The sequence below is a fragment of the Sphingomonas sp. UYP23 genome (genome assembly GCF_054059235.1).
Genome location: NZ_JBSSBX010000001.1, coordinates 3,934,432 through 3,951,339, shown reverse-complemented (window position 1 = coordinate 3,951,339; position 16,908 = coordinate 3,934,432). Strand labels below are relative to the sequence as shown.

At 64.8% G+C, this 16,908-nt stretch carries 17 protein-coding genes; 1 reads left to right on the top strand and 16 read right to left on the bottom strand.

Features of this window, described 5'->3' with window-relative positions; all coding sequences use genetic code 11:
* Window positions 1–26 precede the first annotated feature (26 nt).
* From rpmE to ACVWYO_RS19420, 15 genes are all read right to left on the bottom strand, one after another.
* Window positions 27–260: a 50S ribosomal protein L31 gene (gene rpmE, locus ACVWYO_RS19490; protein ID WP_010186706.1), complete on the bottom strand. Its 234-nt coding sequence runs from the start codon at window positions 258–260 to the stop codon at window positions 27–29.
* A gap of 82 nt (window positions 261–342) precedes the next feature.
* Entirely contained in the window at window positions 343–561 is a 219-nt protein-coding gene (locus ACVWYO_RS19485; RefSeq protein ID WP_457353620.1) for a hypothetical protein, read from the bottom strand.
* Window positions 561–1,037 carry a 3-hydroxyacyl-ACP dehydratase FabZ gene (fabZ, locus tag ACVWYO_RS19480; RefSeq protein ID WP_457353618.1) on the bottom strand — a complete coding sequence of 159 codons (477 nt, stop codon included), beginning with the start codon at window positions 1,035–1,037 and terminating at the stop codon, window positions 561–563. Before fabZ ends, ACVWYO_RS19485 begins: the two co-directional genes overlap by 1 nt.
* A gap of 11 nt (window positions 1,038–1,048) precedes the next feature.
* Entirely contained in the window at window positions 1,049–1,786 is a 738-nt protein-coding gene (locus ACVWYO_RS19475; RefSeq protein WP_457353616.1) for an OmpH family outer membrane protein, read from the bottom strand.
* On the bottom strand, window positions 1,786–4,575 hold the full coding sequence (bamA, locus tag ACVWYO_RS19470) for an outer membrane protein assembly factor BamA (RefSeq protein WP_457353614.1): 2,790 nt from the start codon (window positions 4,573–4,575) through the stop codon (window positions 1,786–1,788). Before bamA ends, ACVWYO_RS19475 begins: the two co-directional genes overlap by 1 nt.
* 68 nt (window positions 4,576–4,643) lie before the next feature.
* Window positions 4,644–5,777, bottom strand: coding sequence for a M50 family metallopeptidase (locus ACVWYO_RS19465; protein ID WP_457353612.1), 1,134 nt, complete (start codon window positions 5,775–5,777; stop codon window positions 4,644–4,646).
* Window positions 5,774–6,967 (bottom strand): 1-deoxy-D-xylulose-5-phosphate reductoisomerase, encoded by a 1,194-nt coding sequence (locus ACVWYO_RS19460; protein ID WP_457353610.1) that lies wholly within the window; start codon window positions 6,965–6,967, stop codon window positions 5,774–5,776. Before ACVWYO_RS19460 ends, ACVWYO_RS19465 begins: the two co-directional genes overlap by 4 nt.
* Complete coding sequence (locus ACVWYO_RS19455; RefSeq protein ID WP_457353608.1) at window positions 6,964–7,764, bottom strand: phosphatidate cytidylyltransferase; 801 nt, start codon at window positions 7,762–7,764, stop codon at window positions 6,964–6,966. Before ACVWYO_RS19455 ends, ACVWYO_RS19460 begins: the two co-directional genes overlap by 4 nt.
* A complete protein-coding gene (locus ACVWYO_RS19450; RefSeq protein ID WP_457353606.1) occupies window positions 7,761–8,504 on the bottom strand; it encodes an isoprenyl transferase in 744 nt (247 codons plus the stop codon). The genes ACVWYO_RS19455 and ACVWYO_RS19450 overlap by 4 nt, the downstream gene beginning before the upstream one ends.
* A complete protein-coding gene (gene frr, locus ACVWYO_RS19445) occupies window positions 8,501–9,058 on the bottom strand; it encodes a ribosome recycling factor (protein WP_133188501.1) in 558 nt (185 codons plus the stop codon). Before frr ends, ACVWYO_RS19450 begins: the two co-directional genes overlap by 4 nt.
* Window positions 9,059–9,060: 2 nt before the next feature.
* Window positions 9,061–9,735, bottom strand: a complete 675-nt coding sequence (gene pyrH, locus ACVWYO_RS19440) for a UMP kinase (protein ID WP_457355061.1) — start codon at window positions 9,733–9,735, stop codon at window positions 9,061–9,063.
* 386 nt (window positions 9,736–10,121) lie between these two features.
* Window positions 10,122–11,060 carry a translation elongation factor Ts gene (tsf, locus tag ACVWYO_RS19435; protein ID WP_457353604.1) on the bottom strand — a complete coding sequence of 313 codons (939 nt, stop codon included), beginning with the start codon at window positions 11,058–11,060 and terminating at the stop codon, window positions 10,122–10,124.
* Between the two features lie 84 nt (window positions 11,061–11,144).
* Window positions 11,145–11,990, bottom strand: coding sequence for a 30S ribosomal protein S2 (gene rpsB, locus ACVWYO_RS19430; RefSeq protein ID WP_189674833.1), 846 nt, complete (start codon window positions 11,988–11,990; stop codon window positions 11,145–11,147).
* A 420-nt stretch (window positions 11,991–12,410) separates the two neighbouring features.
* Window positions 12,411–13,226, bottom strand: a complete 816-nt coding sequence (locus ACVWYO_RS19425; RefSeq protein WP_457353602.1) for a CDP-alcohol phosphatidyltransferase family protein — start codon at window positions 13,224–13,226, stop codon at window positions 12,411–12,413.
* A gap of 193 nt (window positions 13,227–13,419) precedes the next feature.
* Window positions 13,420–14,148 carry a phosphatidylserine decarboxylase gene (locus ACVWYO_RS19420; RefSeq protein ID WP_457353600.1) on the bottom strand — a complete coding sequence of 243 codons (729 nt, stop codon included), beginning with the start codon at window positions 14,146–14,148 and terminating at the stop codon, window positions 13,420–13,422.
* Window positions 14,149–14,287: 139 nt separating this feature from the next.
* Between ACVWYO_RS19420 and ACVWYO_RS19415 the strand changes: the two genes are divergently transcribed.
* On the top strand, window positions 14,288–15,511 hold the full coding sequence (locus tag ACVWYO_RS19415) for an NADP-dependent isocitrate dehydrogenase (RefSeq protein WP_457353598.1): 1,224 nt from the start codon (window positions 14,288–14,290) through the stop codon (window positions 15,509–15,511).
* 162 nt (window positions 15,512–15,673) lie between these two features.
* On the opposite strand, the gene ACVWYO_RS19410 is transcribed toward ACVWYO_RS19415, so the two are convergent.
* Complete coding sequence (locus ACVWYO_RS19410) at window positions 15,674–16,870, bottom strand: FAD-dependent oxidoreductase (RefSeq protein ID WP_457353596.1); 1,197 nt, start codon at window positions 16,868–16,870, stop codon at window positions 15,674–15,676.
* Window positions 16,871–16,908: the final 38 nt, after the last annotated feature.

Here is a 16,908-nt window from a genome sequence, read left to right as displayed (position 1 = left end):
ACGCCAGGGGGCGCCGACGTGAAAGCTTACTTCTTGCCGATCGACGACATCGCGCCGAAACGCTTGTTGAAGCGTGCGACCTGGCCGCCTGCGTCGAGCATCGTGCCGCGCCCGCCGGTCCATGCCGGATGCGCCAGCGGATCGATGTCGAGCGTCATAAGATCGCCTTCCTTGCCCCAGGTGGTGCGGGTCTGGAACTGCGTGCCGTCGGTCATCTGCACCGTGATGGTGTGATAATCGGGGTGAATGCCTTTTTTCACGTCTTGAACCTCCGAAAGGCCGCTGGTTACCGACCAGCAGCGAAGTCGCGGCCCTTAGCAGGAGGGGACGGCGTTTGCAAACTCAACCGCGCCGCAATCCCCACCAGCGCCGGAGCGCGATCAACGACCAGATCGCCTCGACCCCGCCGAACGGCCAAGCGCCTTGAAGAAAACCATAGGTCGAGCCGAGCACGCACGCCCCGGCAAAGCCGAGCACCCACCAAGGCGAGCGCTGCTCAAAGGCATAGCAGACGAGCATCGCCGACACGGCCAACAGACCGAACCAGGTCAGCGCGTCCATTACGCCTTTGGCGGATCGGCGATCATCGCGGTGAAATTGGCTTCCGCGGCGAGGTGTCCGTCGATCGTCGCCCGGCCTGCGAACTTGCAGACGCTCGAGCGCTTCTGGACGAACTCGACCTCGAGCTTGAGCAGAACGCCTGGTTCGACCGGCTTGCGGAACTTCGCGCCGTCGATCGCCATGAAATAGACGAGCTTGCCCGAGCCCGCGAGCCCGAGCGATTCGACCGCGAGGATCCCGGCGGCCTGCGCCATCGCCTCGACGATCAGCACGCCAGGCATGATCGGACGGCCAGGGAAATGGCCCTGGAAGAACTGCTCGTTCATCGTCACCGCCTTGATGGCCGTGATCGACCGGTCGAGGATCAGGTCCTCGACACGATCGACCAGCAGCATCGGGTAGCGATGCGGGAGCGCCGCCATGACCCGCCCGATATCGAGCGGGCCAAGCGAACCCCGGACGTCACCTTCGCTCATCGCGCTGGCGCTCAGCGGCCCGACGGCGTCTTGGCGCCGGCAGCCGGTGCCGCACCGGCGGGGGCGCCACCAGCCTGCTGCGCCTGTGCGCGACGCACGGCCGAGAGATAGACGAGCTGCTGGAACTGCTGCTGCAGCTGCACCGTCTGCTGGCTCGGCTGCCAGTTGGCGGGCGGCGTGATCGAGACGGTCGGCGACGCAGCGTCGAGCGCTGCCTTGATCTCGTCGGTCATGTCGACCGCCGGTGCGCTGTACTGAACCGAATTGGCCGACAGCAGTAGGCTGATCTTCTTGGTATCGACAACGGTCTTCACCGCAGCCGAATACTTTTGCGAGATCTGCTCGATCGCATAGGCCTGCGCGCGCGTTGCAGGTGCGCTAAGGCGTGCCGACTCGGCCTGTGCAGCCTTCTGGGCGGCTTCCATCTTGGCAAGGATCGGGCTGCGGGCGGTCTGCGCTGCGGCGATTTCCTCGTCCGACAGGCGCTTGTCCTTGTTGGTGTCGAGCGGCGCGCCGAGCGTCGCCATCTCGGTCTGCAGCGCCGCCTGACGTGCGCTCGCCTGGTCGAGCTGCGCCTTGTAGGTCGTGCTGATCGACTGGTTGGCAGCGTCGAGCGCCTTGGCGGTGAGGATCACCGTCTCGGGATCCGAAATCGCCACGCCGTTGGCCTGCGCCTGGGCAGAATTCGCCATCGCGAGCGCCGGCAGAATCGCCGCGCAACCCAGCATGAGCTTCTGGTACGTCTTCATCAGAACTGTGTCCCTACGTTGAAAGTAACGAGTTTCGAATCGTCGCTCTTATCCTTGAGCAACGCATAAGCAAGATCGATCCGGAGCGGGCCGAAGGGCGAGTTCCAGTTGACGCCCGCACCGACCGAAATACGTGGCCGCGGCGAATCGCCCCCGAACGTTTCCTTGAACGGCGCGGTCGAACTGGTCGAGGCCGTGTTGACCGACGTGCCCGTGCAGGCGCCGCCGATCGTCGAGGAATAACCGACCGCGCAGGTCGTTGCCGAGCCCGCATTGATCGCATCGGTCGTCGGAACGACGTAGAGCGGGTTGCCGTTCGACGCGAAATTCTGCGTGATCAGCGGCAGATAGGTCACGCGCCCGGTGACGGGATCGATCTGCGTCGGGAACTGGCTGCCCTGCAGCACCGGCGAGGTGATGCCGAACAGCGCACCCGCCTGGACGTAGATCGACGGCCGCAGACCGAGCTCGCGCGCGCCTGCCCCGAGCGGAATCTCGAGCTCGAGCTTGCCGAGATAATAGGCCCGACCACCGAGCGCATCGTCGGCGAGCAACTGCGTCCGGTCGGTGACGAGCGTCTGGTTGCCCGCCGAATCAGTCGTGTAGCTCTGGCGCTGGACGCGTGGTCCGACGCCGCGAATGTCGAAGCCGCGGAAATCGGGCTCGCCGAGATAGAAGCGATCGGTGATGCGGACCCGATCGATCCCGTCGCCACGGCTCTTCTCGAGCGACTTGATATAGCCGCCTTCAAGATTGGCCGAGGCGATGAAGCCGCTGCCGATGTTGAAGAACTTCGAGCCTTCGAACTTGGTGCGGATGTACTTCACATCGCCGCCGAGCCCGGCAAAATCCTGGCTGAAGATGAAGCGATGCCCGGCGGTCGGCCGCAGCCGGCTGTTGAGGCTGTCATAGATCAGCGAATAGCCGACCGACGACGTCCAGCGATTGCCGATCGCGTCGCACAGATAGCGGCCCGCCTGGAGCGGGTCGCACGCGTCGGCGGAGGAGTTGCCGCGGACGCCGTCGAAATTGCTGTCGGTGTAATAGGTCGACTTGTCCAACCCGACCTGGTCGTACGACAGGCCGTAGCGGCCGGCGAGCTGCCAATATTCGGTCAGCGGTACGCCCGAACGGATCTGGAAGCCGGTCGAGACCTGCGTGTAGGTCGTCTGCCGCTGGTTATCGACCGTGTAGTTGAACGCATTGTAATCGCGCCGGAAGATGTCGCCGCCGATCGCGATGTTCTTGTTGAACAGATACGGCTCGGTGAAGCCGAGTTCGACCGACTTCGAATAGGTCGAGTAATTGACGCTTGCGCGCAATTCCTGGCCCTTGCCGCGGAAGTTGCGCTGGCGGATCGACGCCTGGATAATGAAGCGCTCGAGGCTCGAATAGCCCGCCGACAGCGACAGCTCGCCGGTCGACTTTTCTTCGAGGTTCGCGGTCAGCACGACGCGGTCGGGCGCCGATCCCTGCGTCTGCTTGATCTCGAACTTGTCCTGGAAATAGCCAAGCGAGTTGATGCGGTCCTGCGAGCGCTTGACCTGGAAGCTGTTGAACGCGTCGCCTTCCGACAGACGGATCTCGCGACGGATCACCTTGTCCTGCGTCTGGGTATTGCCGTTGATGTCGATCCGCTCGACATAGGTACGCTTGGCTTCGGCGATGTGGAAGTTGATCCCCATCGTCAGCGTGTCCTTGTCACGCTGGAAGTCGGGGTTCACCTCGGTAAAGGCGTAGCCGAACAGGCCGGCCGCCTCGCTTAGCGAATCGACCGATGTCTCGACCTTCTTGGCGTTGTACCAGTCGCCCTTGTTGATCCCGAGATTGGCGGCGAGCTTCTTGTTGTCGAAGTCGCGGATATCGCTGTCGACCGTCACGTCGCCGAACTTGTAGCGCTTCCCCTCCTCCACCACGTAGGTGATGATGAAGTCCTTCTTGTCGGGCGTCAGCTCGGCGACCGCGGAGGTCACCTTGAAGTCGGCATAGCCCTCGGTCAGGTAGAATTGCCGCAGCTTCTGCTGGTCGTACGCCAGGCGATCCTGATCGTAGCTGGTGTTCGAGCTGAGCAGCGTGGTCAGACGCGCCTGCTTGGTCGCCATCTGCTCGCGCAGTTTGCTGTCGGAATAGACCTCGTTGCCGAGGATGTTGATCTGGCGGACCTTCGACTTCGGCCCTTCGGAGACCTCGAAGATCACATCGACGCGGTTCTGGTCGAGGCTGACCATCTTCGGCTCGACGACTGCTGCGAAGCGGCCCTGGCGGCGGTACAATTCGACGATCCGCGCGACGTCCTGACGGACTGCGGTGCGCGTGAAGATCTGGCGGGGGGCGAGTTTCACCTCCTTCTTGATCTTGTCTTCCTTGAGGCGCTTGTTGCCCTCGAAGATGACGCGGTTGATCACCGGGTTCTCGCGCACGCGCAGCACCAGCTCACCGGTGTCGGCGCCGGCGATGATCACGTCGGCGAACAGCTCGCTCGCATAGAGATCCTTGATCGCCTGATCGAGCGTCTCGTTGGTGAACGCCTGGCCGGTACGCAGCTTGGTATAGGACAGCACCGTCTCGGGCTCGAGCCGCTGCGCACCCTCGACACGAATCGACTTGATCGCACGCGATACCGCCGGCGTAGCGGCCGCCACGGCCGGAGGCGTAGCCTGCGCGGCAGAAGCAACGGGCTGACCCGTCGTCTGCGCCGACGCCGCAAGCGGCACGCCCGTCAGCATCGTGCCGGCCAGCAACACGGCGGTGGCCCGTGCGCCGAAATTTGAAACCTTGATCGCTGTCACATCCCACCCCAAATCGGAGAAAATTCCGCGTGGCCGATAAATAGTCGGCCCGCCCTGCCTTACCTGCGTCAACCGATCAAGCCGGTCAGCGACTTCCACAGGCCGAAAGCGCCGAGATCATTGATCGTTACCATGACCATCAACGCCAAAATTGCCGCCAGCCCGCCGCGGAACGCCCATTCCTGGATCGCCGGAGTCACCGGCCTCCGCCGGATCGCCTCGATCGCGTAAAAGAACAGGTGGCCGCCATCGAGCAACGGGACTGGCAACAAATTGATGAATCCGAGATTAATCGACACGCCCGCGATCAGAAAGATCAGGTCGGGCCAGCCAAGCGCGAGTTGCTCGCCCGAGACCTTGGCGATCCTGAGCGGCCCGCCGAGCTCGTCGACCGAACGGCGCCCGGTAATGATCTGCCCCAGGCCATCGAGCGTGGTGCGCAGGATGTTGCCCGTCATCGCGACGCCGAAAGCGGGCGCCTCGAGCAGGCCGACCGGTCGTGCGATCGGCGCGGTCGGGCCGATCCCGAGCAAGCCCTTCTTGTATTCGTTGCCGAAGCGATCGCGCTCGGTCGCGGTGCCAAGCACCGCTTCACGCGTGCCCGCCGCCCCACCGCGCACATAATCGACCATCACATGCTCGCCGGGGCGCAGCATGGCGAATTGCGCGACATCGTTGAACGTCTCGATCGGGCGTCCGCCAAGCGCGGTGATGCGATCACCTGGCTGCAGGCCGATCGCCGCCGCCGCACTGCCGGGGCTGACCAGACCGACGACGGACGGCGTCCGGTCGACGCCAAAGGTCATCGCGAATCCCGAAAGAATGATGATCGCGACGAGGAAATTGGTGATCGGCCCCGCCGCGACGACGATCGCGCGCTGCCACACCGGGCGCGCCTGCAGCGTGCGCGCGCGCTCCTCGGCCGGCAGTTCGAGCCATGCCGGATCGGGCACGCTTGCCGCGTTCAGATCGCCCGCGAACTTCACATAGCCGCCGAGCGGCAGCGCACTGAACTTCCATCGCGTCCCGCGCCGGTCGGTCCAGCCAAACAGTTCATGGCCAAAGCCGATCGAAAAGGCATCGATCTTCACCCCGAAGATTCGCCCGGCGAGATAATGTCCCAATTCGTGCAGAAAAACGAGCGGCCCGATGACGAGCGCGAAAGCCAGGATGGTAAGCAACAGACCTGGGGAGTGGCTCAAACCGAGATATCCTTCACGTTCGCCCCTCTCGCAACCCCGCCGCGCGACCCGACATAGCCGCGCGCGACGTTGCGCGCTTCGGCATCGACCACCAGCACGTCTTCCAACGTCGCCGGCGCGGCCGGATCATAGCCGTCGAGCGTATCGGCGACGATTGCGGCAATTTCGAGGAAGCCGATCTCGCGGTCGAGAAAAGCCGCGACCGCGATCTCGTTGGCGGCGTTGAGAATCGCCGGGCGCGCGCCCCCTGCGTTGAGCGCGCCGCGCGTCAACTGCAGTGCCGGGAAGCGCACCGGATCGGGCGCGCAGAAATCGAGCCGACCGATCGCGACGAGATCGAGCGGCGTCATCGGCGTCGCCATCCGGTCAGGCCAGGCGAGGCATGACGCGATCGGCACGCGCATGTCCGGCGGGCCCATCTGCGCAAGCACCGAGCCATCGACATAATCGACCAGCGAATGGATCACCGACTGCGGATGGATCACGATCTCGATCGCGTCGTGCGGCACCGGGAAGAGCCGCGCCGCCTCGATAAGTTCGAGCCCCTTGTTGAACAAGGTCGCCGAATCGACAGAAATCTTCGCACCCATCGACCAGTTCGGGTGCGCGACCGCCTGTTCGGGCGTGACGCTGCGCATCTGCTCGATCGACCATTCGCGGAACGGGCCGCCGCTGCAGGTCAAGATGATCCGCCGGACGCGCTCGGGGCGCGCCGCGTCGAAGCATTGGAAGATCGCATTATGTTCGGAATCGGCGGGGAGCAGCGTCGCCCCCGAGCGCGCCGCCGCGGCAAGCACGACTTCGCCCGCCGACACCAAGGGCTCCTTATTGGCAAGGATCACCGTCTTGCCGCCCGCAATCGCCGCCATCACGGGCTCGAGCCCGGTGCAACCAACGATCGCGCCCATCGTGATGTCGGCGCCCATCGCGGCCGCCTCGATGATCGCAGCGCGCCCGCCTGCGCAGCCGATATTGGTTCCAGCGAGCGCCGCGCGCAGGTCGGTCAGGCAGCTCTCATCGGCGACCACGGCAAGCTTGGCATTGGTCCTGATTGCAGCCGCCGCGAGCCGCGCGACGTCGCAATTGGCGGTCAGCGCAAGCACCTCGAACCGATCGGGCTCGCGTTCGATCAGATCGAGCGTCGATGTGCCGATCGAGCCGGTCGCGCCGAGAATCGTAATCGTCTTCACCACCAATACACTTTCGGTAACAGGATCAACAGTGCCGCGACGGGGGCAACCGGCACCAGTCCGTCGAATCGATCGAGCACGCCGCCATGCCCTGGCAGCAGCGTACCGCTATCCTTGACGCCAGCCTGGCGCTTGAGCCAGCTTTCATAGAGATCGCCCGCCTGCGCCAACACCGCGAGCAGTGGCGTCGCGAGCGTCAGGCGGAGCGGCAGGCCGTAACGCGCATGCATCACCGCGGCGAAAAGGCTCGCCGCAGCAACGCCGCCGGCAAGTCCGGCCCAGGTCTTGTTCGGACTGATCGTGGGCGCGAGCTTGGGTCCGCCGAAAAAGCGCCCGGCGGCGTACGCGCCGATGTCGCAGGCCCAGACGAGCGCCAGCGCCCAGAGCGTGAGCACCACGCCCTCGCGCTGATGCCGGATGAGCAGCAGCGCCATGATCGGCAGGCCGACATAGAGAATGCCGCGTGCGAGGCCGGGGAGTCGCGTAACGATCACGATGAAGAACGCCGCACCGACCAACAGCCCCAACGACAAGAACCCCGCCCCTGCCCCGATCACCGGCATCATGATCGCCAGCGGCACCGACAGCGCGTATTGCGCGAGCCGTTTGGTCTGCGGCGGCACGCCGTGCAGATCGGACCATTCGGCCATCATGAACAGGCCGAGCACGACGCACAGCAGCCAGAACGGGATCCCGCCGAGCACGACCCCGGCCAGCGCGACCGTTATCAGCACGGCGCCGGACAGGATCCTGAGCGTAAGATTCGACGGACCGGCCGCCTTGGGCGCAGCCGTCACAGGCCGCCGAACCGCCGCTGCCGCTGGCCGAAGGTCGCGATCGCACTGGCGAGTGTCTCGGCGTCGAATTCCGGCCAGAGCGTGTCGACGAACAGCAATTCGGCGTAAGCCGCCTGCCACAACAGGAAATTGGACAGCCGCACTTCGCCAGAGCTGCGGATCAGCAGATCGAGCGGCGGAAGGTCGCGCGTCTCGAGCTCGTCTTCGAACATCGCTGCATCGATCGTCGCGGGATCGAGCGTGCCCGCGCGCGCGCGCTCCGCCATGCGCCGCGCAACGTCGACGATCTCGGCCTGCGCGCCGTAATTGAGCGCGATCACCAGCATCGGGCCCGTGTTGACGGCAGTCCGCGCGATCGCGCCGTCGATCAGCTCGACCAGATCGGGCGTGAAGCGGCGATAGTCGCCGATGATGCGCAGGCGCACGTTATCGCGTACCATCTCATCGAGATCGCTTTTGATGAAGACGCGCAGCAGACCCATCAGGTCGCTGACCTCCTCTTCGGGACGCCGCCAGTTCTCGCTCGAAAAGGCGTAGAGGGTCAACGCTTCGATCCCCATCGCGCGCGCCGCGCGCGCGACGCGGCGCAACGCTTCGACCCCGGCGCGATGACCCGCGATCCGCGGCAGATGCCGCTTCTTGGCCCAGCGACCATTGCCGTCCATGATGATCGCAACATGGCGCGGCAAGACGCCCGCGACCGTCGCAGGATCTGCAGCACGGGCGGCAAAAGGCCTCACTTGCCCAGGATTTCCTTTTCCTTTGCGGATGCCGCGGCATCGATATCGGCGATCGTCTTGTCGGTCAGCTTCTGGACTTCGGTCTCGAGCTTCTTGCGATCGTCCTCGCCGAACAGGCCCTTCTTCTCATCGACCTTGAGCGAGTCCATGCCGTCGCGACGCACGTTGCGCGCGGCGATCCGCGCGTCCTCGGCGTACTTCCCGGCGAGCTTGGCGAGCTCCTTGCGGCGCTCCTCGGTCAGATCGGGGATCGGCAGGCGCAGCGTGGTGCCATCGACGATCGGGTTGAGGCCGAGCCCGGCCGAGCGAATCGCCTTGTCGCATGGGCCGACGTTCATCTTGTCCCACACCTGGACCGAGATCATCCGCGGCTCGGGCACCGAGACGGTCGCGACCTGGTTGAGCGGCATCTGCGCGCCATAGACCTCGACCGTTACCGGATCGAGCAACGATGTCGAAGCGCGGCCAGTGCGCAAGCCGCTGAGATCGCCTTTCAGCGATTCGACGCTGCCGGCCATGCGGCGTTCCAGATCAGCCTTGTCGTACGCGGCCATGATTATTCTCCTGCTGAATTCTGGACGACCGTCGAGACGCCTTCACCGCGCAGCACCGCGGCAAGATTGCCCGACTGCCGGATGTTGAAGACGACGATCGGAATATTGTTGTCACGGCACAAGGCGATCGCGCTCGCGTCCATCACCTTGAGATCCTGCGCGAGCACGGTGCCGTAGCTGACGATGTCGTAGCGTTTGGCAGTGGGAACGAGCTTCGGGTCGGCATCATAGACGCCGTCGACCGAAGTGCCCTTGAACAAGGCGTCGCACTTCATTTCGGCGGCGCGGAGGGCGGCGCCGCTGTCGGTGGTGAAGAACGGGCTGCCGACGCCGGCGGCGAAGATCACGATGCGACCCTTTTCGAGATGACGCTCGGCGCGGCGGCGGATGAAGGGCTCGCACACCGAGGCCATCGGGATCGCCGACTGCACGCGCGTCTCGACGCCGATCTGCTCGAGCGCGTTCTGCACCGCCAGCGCGTTCATCACCGTCGCGAGCATGCCCATGTAATCGCCCGTAGCGCGGTCCATGCCGCGCGCCGCGCCCGATATCCCCCGAAAGATGTTGCCGCCGCCCACGACGACGCAAAGTTCATAGCCCTGATGCTTCACATCGGCGATTTCGGCGGCGACGCGCGCGATCACGTCGGGGTCGATCGACAGACCGGCAGAGCCCATCAGGACTTCGCCAGACAATTTCAACAAGATGCGTTTGTGGGCGATCGTCACGGGAATCCAGACTGCAATGGGTTTGAACCGCCGGTGGGCGGTGCGGCGCGGACCTTATCGGCGACGCCGGGCGATTGGAAGCGCGGAAACCGTGCAGGACGCACGGGTGGGCGCGGATGGGCTCGGCTGAAGCGACAAGGTCGCCCCCCTCCAGGGGAGGGGATGAGGGTGGGACGGGCCTCGCAAAGACCAGCGCCCGATACTTCCCCACCGCGGCCCTTCCCATGACGGGGAGGGGCTTACCCACGACCTACCGTTTTCCGACACGACAAGGGCCGCACCATCCGGCGCGGCCCCTGCCTTTATTGCCTCGCCCTGAGGCGAAACCGAATCGCTTACGCGGCGGGCTGCTGCGGAACGCCCGAAGCGGCAGCGACTTCGGCTGCGAAGTCGCTCGACTCCTTCTCGATGCCTTCGCCGAGCTGGAAACGGACATAGTCCTTGAGCTCGATCGGCTTGCCGGCGGCCTTGGCAGCATTGGCGACGACGTCCGAGATCTTGGTCTTGCCGTCCATCACCAGCAGCTGGCTGACGAGCGCGTTTTCCTTGCAGTACTTAGCGATCGCACCATCGACCATCTTGGCGACGATTTCGGCAGGCTTGCCACTCTCCGACGCCTTCTCGGTCGCAATTGCGCGCTCGCGGGCGACGATCTCGGGGTCGAGGCCGTCCTCGTTGAGCGCTAGCGGGAAGGCGGCCGCAATGTGCATCGCGATCTGCTTGCCGAGCGGGAGGAGCACGTCCTCGCCAGCTTCGCTCTCGAGCGCGACGAGCACGCCGATCTTGCCGAGGCCGGGGGCCGCTGCGTTGTGGATGTACGGCACGATCGCGCCGGCGGTCACTTCGAGGCGCTTGGCGCGACGCAGGTTCTGGTTCTCGCCGATCGTCGCGATGTTGCTGGTCAGTGTCTCTTCGACGGTCTTCTCGCCGATCGAGGCCTTCTTGATCATCTCGATATCGTCGCCGAGCGCGAGCGCAACAGCAGTCACGTCACGGACGAAGGTCTGGAACTGGTCGTTCTTCGCGACGAAATCGGTCTCCGAATTGACTTCGACCGCAGCACCCGTGGTGCCGTTGACTTCGACGCCGATCAGGCCCTCTGCCGCGGTGCGGCTCGACTTCTTGGCAGCTGCCGCGAGGCCCTTGGCGCGCAGCCAGTCCATCGCCGCGGTCATGTCGCCAGCCGCTTCGGTCAGCGCCTTCTTGCAGTCCATCATGCCCGCGCCGCTCTTTTCGCGCAGGTCCTTAACCGCTGCTGCAGTGATCTCGGCCATGTGAAAATCCTCTTGTCTGTAGATACGAATATAGGCGGAGCGGGGCCGAAGCCCTACCCCGCCCATAGGTCAGTTCGGTGACGCTTACGCGTCGATCTGGCGCTCGGCCTCGGCGACCATTTCGGCCTGCAGAGCTGCGTCCGATGCCGGCGTGATTTCGGCGGCAGGAGCCTCCGGTGCCACGGTCAGCGCTTCCTCGGCGGGCGGCGCTTCCATCGAACCGATGTCCTGACGGCGCGACATCTGCTCGTTGCCACCGCGCGTCGCAGCGATCGCGATCGCTTCGCAATACAGGCGGATCGCACGGCTGGCGTCATCGTTCGCGGGAACCGGGAAGGCGATACCGTCGGGCGAGACGTTCGAATCGAGGATCGCGACGACGGGGATACCAAGCGTGTTGGCTTCCTTGATCGCCAGCTCTTCCTTGTTCGCGTCGATCACGAACATCACGTCGGGAATGCCACCCATGTCGCGGATGCCGCCGAGGCTGAGCTCGAGCTTGTCGCGCTCGCGCGTCAGCTGGAGGACTTCCTTCTTGGTCAGGCCGTGCGTGTCGCCCGAAAGCTGCTCTTCGAGCGTCTTGAGGCGCTTGATCGACCCCGAGATGGTCTTCCAGTTGGTGAGCATGCCGCCCAACCAGCGATGGTTGACGAAATGCTGGCCCGAACGACGCGCGGCGTCAGCGACGGGCTCCTGCGCCTGGCGCTTGGTGCCGACGAACAGGACCTTGCCGCCAGCAGCGGTCGATGCCGAGACGAATTCGAGCGCGCGCGCGAAGAGCGGAACGGTCTGCGACAGATCGAGGATGTGGACGCCGTTGCGGTCGCCAAAGATGTAAGGCTTCATCTTCGGGTTCCAGCGATGCGTCTGGTGGCCGAAGTGCGCGCCCGTTTCGAGCAATTGCTGCATGGAGACGACTGGTGCCGCCATAAGAGAGTTCCTTTCCGGTTGTGCCTCTGGGAAGCGAGTAATCCGTTGATCCAGGGTCAAACCCCGGACGGACACCGGCAATATGTGCTTCCCATGCGGTGTGAAGGCGGCCCCGTTAGCCGACCTTGCCCCAACAATCAACCCGGAACAGCGCTTGACATCAGGAACGTAAACAGAACATACCATGGTCGTGGGCGGAACGGGGAACCCGAACGCCGTAAGGATGTTGCGACTTTGTGACGCTTCACCGTGATAGACGGAGATGAACGATGGCTGTTGTCGGTTTCCTGGTTTTCGCAAGCGCGTTCGCGGCAAGCGGTGCGGTGTTCTGGTTTACGCTGGCTCCGGCGCTGCCGCGGATTGTCGCCTTGCTGCGCGACGGTGTCGACCCGATGGCGGTGCGCGCGCCAGTGTGGATCGTCAGCGAGCCCCGTCTTCGGGCGCGGATGCGGACGGTGTCGGCGGTAGCCCGCCCGAAGCTGCGCGCAGCCGCTTGATCCGCGCATAGGCGGCGATGCTGAATGGCACCGTCGCCAGGTATGCGGCGCACAGGAAGGTGAGCGTGTGCCACGGCGCGGAGATCAGCGCAGCGCCGAGCAACACGACGACAGCGATCGCTTCGAAGCGGATGTTTGTACGGAGCTTGAGCGACGACCAACTATAGGTCGCGACGCTCGACACCATCAGGATCGCCATCAACGCGACCCACGGCCCGACGATCAGCGGCGAGCGCCAGATATCGAGGCCAGTCCAGAACCACAAATAGAGCGGCAGCATCGCTAGTCCAGCGCCCACAGGGGCCGGCGAGCCGGTTAGGAAGCCGGCCGATTTATGCGGCTGTTCGGCGACGTCGATCCCGGCATTGAAGCGCGCCAATCGCAAAGCGCAGAACACCGCGAACACCAAAGCGACGAGCCAGCCGAAGCGCGGTACTTCCTTGAGCGACCAAAGATACAGGATCAGCGCCGGCGAAACGCCGAACGAGATCGCATCCGACAGCGAATCGAGCTCGGCGCCAAAGCGGCTCTCGCCGCGCACCATTCGCGCGATTCTGCCATCGATGCCGTCGAGGACGCTGGCGATCATCACCATCAGAACCGCGGTTTCCCACTGTTCGGCGATCGCGAATCGAATCCCGGTAAGCCCGGAACACAAGGCCAGTGCGGTAACGGCGTTGGGCGCGACCGCACGCAGCGGCAAGCCGCGCGCAGCGGTCCGGCGCAGGGGGTTGGTCATGCAGCGGCGCTCGACAGACCGCTCCGACCCGGACGGGAGCGGGCGCCTTGCCCCCTCGCCCGGCCGCGCTGGATTTGTCTAAGCTCGACCCCGACCTCGCACGCGTGTTTGCTGGCGCGGAGCCCCCCTTCGACAGGCTTAGCGCGAACAGTACCGCGAATAAGCGAGCCCGACGCGGCAGCTGATCGCGGCATCACTGCGCGATCCCGCTTGCAACCGTGCCGCCGACGCGCCCGAGAATCGTCTCGCCGGCAACACTGCGCTGGCCCAGCACGACCTGACAGGCGCAATCGTCGGGCAAGAAGACGTCCAGTCGGCTGCCAAAACGAATCAGCCCGATCCGCTGGCCCGCGGCGATCATGTCGCCCGGCTTGACGAACGGCACGATCCGCCGCGCGAGCAGCCCGGCGATCTGCGTGAAGCCGATCCGCCGACCATCGCGTCCTTCGACGACGATATGCTGGCGTTCATTATCCTCGCTCGCTTTGTCGAGCTCGGCGTTCACGAACTTGCCCGAAATATAGACGACCTGCTTGACAGTGCCCGCAATCGGCGTGCGGTTGATGTGCACGTCGAACACCGACATGAACACCGAGACGCGGATCAGCGGTGCATCGCCCAGCCCATTGGGCCCGGCGAGCTCGCGCGGAACAGGAACGCGCTGAATCATCGAGACGAGGCCATCTGCCGGAGAGATGATCAGCCCTTCGCCCACCGGGGTCACGCGGACCGGGTCGCGGAAGAACAAGGCGACCCACAGGGTCAGCCCGATCAGCGGCCAGGTCAGGATGGGCACGAAGATCCACGCCAGCAGGACAATAGCAGCGGCGATCGCAACATATTTGCGCCCCTCCGGGTGCAGATCGGGAACGCGCCATTTGACGGCTTCGGCGGGCGGGTTCGGCTTGTCGGATGATATCATGCGTCAAACTGTAGCCCACCCCCCTGCCGTCGACAATCGCGAACCCGAATAGCGTGCGCCGTCGCGCTCGGCGCGGGTTGATCACCGCGCGCCTTGCTCCTAGACGCTCCCCCAAACCTCCCTTCAAGAAAGAGCGGAAATGGCCAAGATCAAGGTAAAGACGCCCGTCGTGGAAATCGATGGCGACGAGATGACGCGGATCATCTGGCAGTGGATTCGCGAGCGCCTGATCCTCCCCTACCTCGATATCGATCTCGAATATTACGACCTCGGGATGATGAGCCGCGACGGCACCGACGACAAGATCACCGTCGACAGCGCGAAAGCGATCCAGAAATACGGCGTCGGCGTGAAGTGCGCGACGATCACCCCCGACGAGCAGCGCGTCGAGGAGTTCGGCCTCAAGAAGATGTGGAAGTCGCCCAACGGCACGATCCGCAACATCCTGGGCGGCACGATCTTCCGCGAGCCGATCGTGATCAAGAACGTCCCCCGCCTGATCCCGGGCTGGACGCACCCGATCGTCGTGGGCCGCCATGCGTTCGGCGACCAGTATAAGGCGACCGATTTCCTCGTCCCCGGCCCCGGCAAGCTGCGCCTCGTGTTCGATGGCGATGACGGTACGGTGATTGACCAGGAAGTGTTCCAGTTCCCGTCGCCGGGCGTCGCGCTGGCGATGTACAACCTCGACGATTCGATCCGCGATTTCGCGCGCGCCTCGATGCATTACGGCCTCAACCTGGAGTGGCCGGTGTACCTGTCGACCAAGAACACGATCCTCAAGGCCTATGACGGCCGCTTCAAGGACCTCTTCGCCGAAGTGTTCGAGAGCGAGTTCAAGGACAAGTTCAAGGAAGCGGGCATCGTCTACGAGCATCGCCTGATCGACGACATGGTCGCGTCGGCGCTCAAGTGGCACGGCGAGTTCGTCTGGGCGTGCAAGAACTATGACGGCGACGTCCAGTCGGACCAGGTCGCACAGGGCTTCGGGTCGCTCGGCCTGATGACCTCGGTGCTGCTCACGCCCGACGGCAAGACGGTCGAAGCGGAAGCCGCACACGGCACCGTGACGCGCCACTTCCGCCAGCACGAGCAGGGCAAGGCGACCTCGACCAACCCGATCGCGTCGATCTTCGCGTGGACCGGCGGCCTCAAGTATCGCGGCAAGTTCGATGGCACGCCCGAGGTGACCAAGTTCGCCGAGACGCTCGAGCGCGTCTGCATCAAGACGGTCGAGGACGGTCACATGACCAAGGATCTCGCGCTGCTGATCGGCCCGGAACAGCCGTGGATGACGACCGAGCAGTTCTTCGAACAGGTCCGCGTCAATCTCGAAGCCAAGATGGGCGAAATCACCGGCTGAGGCGTAACCCTCCCCGGCCAGGGGGAGGTGTTACACGCAGCGTGACGGGGGGGGGGGGCGGAAACGCCGTCCTCTCAGTTGGAGAGGCTCCCCGTACCTCCCCCTCCGTTGCCTTCGGCGCCACCTCCCCCTGGGCTGGGGGGAGGATTTTTCAAAGACGGGTCACCGCTCGGGCGAGCGCACATGTTCGGGGCGTGCACCGAGGCCGATCATCCGCGCCGGCAACCGCCTGAGCAGCGGCAGATGATCGAGCAATCGCGCCGGAAGCGGCGGCCGCGCAATCGGCGCGCCGTCCGCCAGCAACGGTGTGATCACGCGGTCCTGCACCAGACGTTGGACCTCCTGCGTGACCCGCGTCGGTCCCTTTCGCCGCCGCTCGACCCGTTCGAGCAGCGGGTCCGGGTCCGCACCCGCGGCCATCGGCCCGGCCAGCAGATTCGCCGCCGCGACAGCGTCCTGCACTGCGAGATTGATCCCGATCCCGCCGATCGGCGACATGGCATGCGCCGCATCGCCGATCACCAGCAGCCCAGGGCGATGCCAGCGCTCGAGCCGGTCGACGCTCACGCTCAGCAATTTCACCGCGTCCCAGTTCGCAAGCGCTGCGTCGACGGTCGCGGTTTCCGGGCCGACCGCGCGTACCCGGTCGCGAAACGCTGCGAGCCCCTCTTCGCGGATCCGATCGGCCGCGCCCTTGGCGAAGACAAACGCGCACTGCCAATAGTCGCCGCGATCGATCAAAATGAAGATCCGGCCGGTCTCGAACACCCCCATCGAGGCATTGTCCGGCGCTCCGCGCTTGGGCAGGCGAAACCAGAACACATCCATCGGCGCGCCCACCGTCGTCAGCGGCAGGCCGGCGCGAAAGCGGGAATCGCGACCATCGCACGCGAGCACCAGCCTTGCGCCGATCGCCTCGCCGTCGATAGTGCGCACCCCCACGACACGCCCGTTCGCCTCGATCGGATCGAGCCTGCGGCAGTTGCGGCGCAGGTCGAAGCCAGGATAGCGCGCCGCCGCCGCCGCGACGAAATCGAGGAACTCCCATTGCGGCATCAGCGCGATATAAGGCGCTGGTACGGGCAGGTGGGTGAAATCGACGAGCTCGAGCTGCTCGCCGGCAATCCGCGCGCTAAGCATACGCAGCTTCTGGTGTGGACGTGCGAGCAGCGCGTCGAGCAGTCCGAGCTCGGCGAACACCCGAAGCGTCGAAGGATGCACCGTATCCCCACGGAAATCGCGCAGGAAATCGCCATGCTTTTCAAGCACGACCGTCTGCAAACCGGCACGTGCAAACAGCAGGCCTGCGACCAGGCCTGCCGGGCCACCGCCGACAATTAGCACATCCACGTCACGCATTGGCTGACAAAGCGCCTTCAAGCTGGTCTAACGGAGAC

Excerpts from the sequence above, each read along its gene's own strand:
- ACVWYO_RS19485 (WP_457353620.1), bottom strand. The coding sequence starts at position 561 with ATGGACGCGCTGACCTGGTTCGGTCTGTTGGCCGTGTCGGCGATGCTC.
- fabZ (WP_457353618.1), bottom strand. The coding sequence starts at position 1,037 with ATGAGCGAAGGTGACGTCCGGGGTTCGCTTGGCCCGCTCGATATCGGG.
- ACVWYO_RS19475 (WP_457353616.1), bottom strand. The coding sequence starts at position 1,786 with ATGAAGACGTACCAGAAGCTCATGCTGGGTTGCGCGGCGATTCTGCCG.
- frr (WP_133188501.1), bottom strand. The coding sequence starts at position 9,058 with ATGGCCGCGTACGACAAGGCTGATCTGGAACGCCGCATGGCCGGCAGC.
- pyrH (WP_457355061.1), bottom strand. The coding sequence starts at position 9,735 with ATGGGCTCTGCCGGTCTGTCGATCGACCCCGACGTGATCGCGCGCGTC.
- tsf (WP_457353604.1), bottom strand. The coding sequence starts at position 11,060 with ATGGCCGAGATCACTGCAGCAGCGGTTAAGGACCTGCGCGAAAAGAGC.
- rpsB (WP_189674833.1), bottom strand. The coding sequence starts at position 11,990 with ATGGCGGCACCAGTCGTCTCCATGCAGCAATTGCTCGAAACGGGCGCG.
- ACVWYO_RS19425 (WP_457353602.1), bottom strand. The coding sequence starts at position 13,226 with ATGACCAACCCCCTGCGCCGGACCGCTGCGCGCGGCTTGCCGCTGCGT.
- ACVWYO_RS19420 (WP_457353600.1), bottom strand. The coding sequence starts at position 14,148 with ATGATATCATCCGACAAGCCGAACCCGCCCGCCGAAGCCGTCAAATGG.
- ACVWYO_RS19415 (WP_457353598.1), top strand. The coding sequence starts at position 14,288 with ATGGCCAAGATCAAGGTAAAGACGCCCGTCGTGGAAATCGATGGCGAC.
- ACVWYO_RS19410 (WP_457353596.1), bottom strand. The coding sequence starts at position 16,870 with ATGCGTGACGTGGATGTGCTAATTGTCGGCGGTGGCCCGGCAGGCCTG.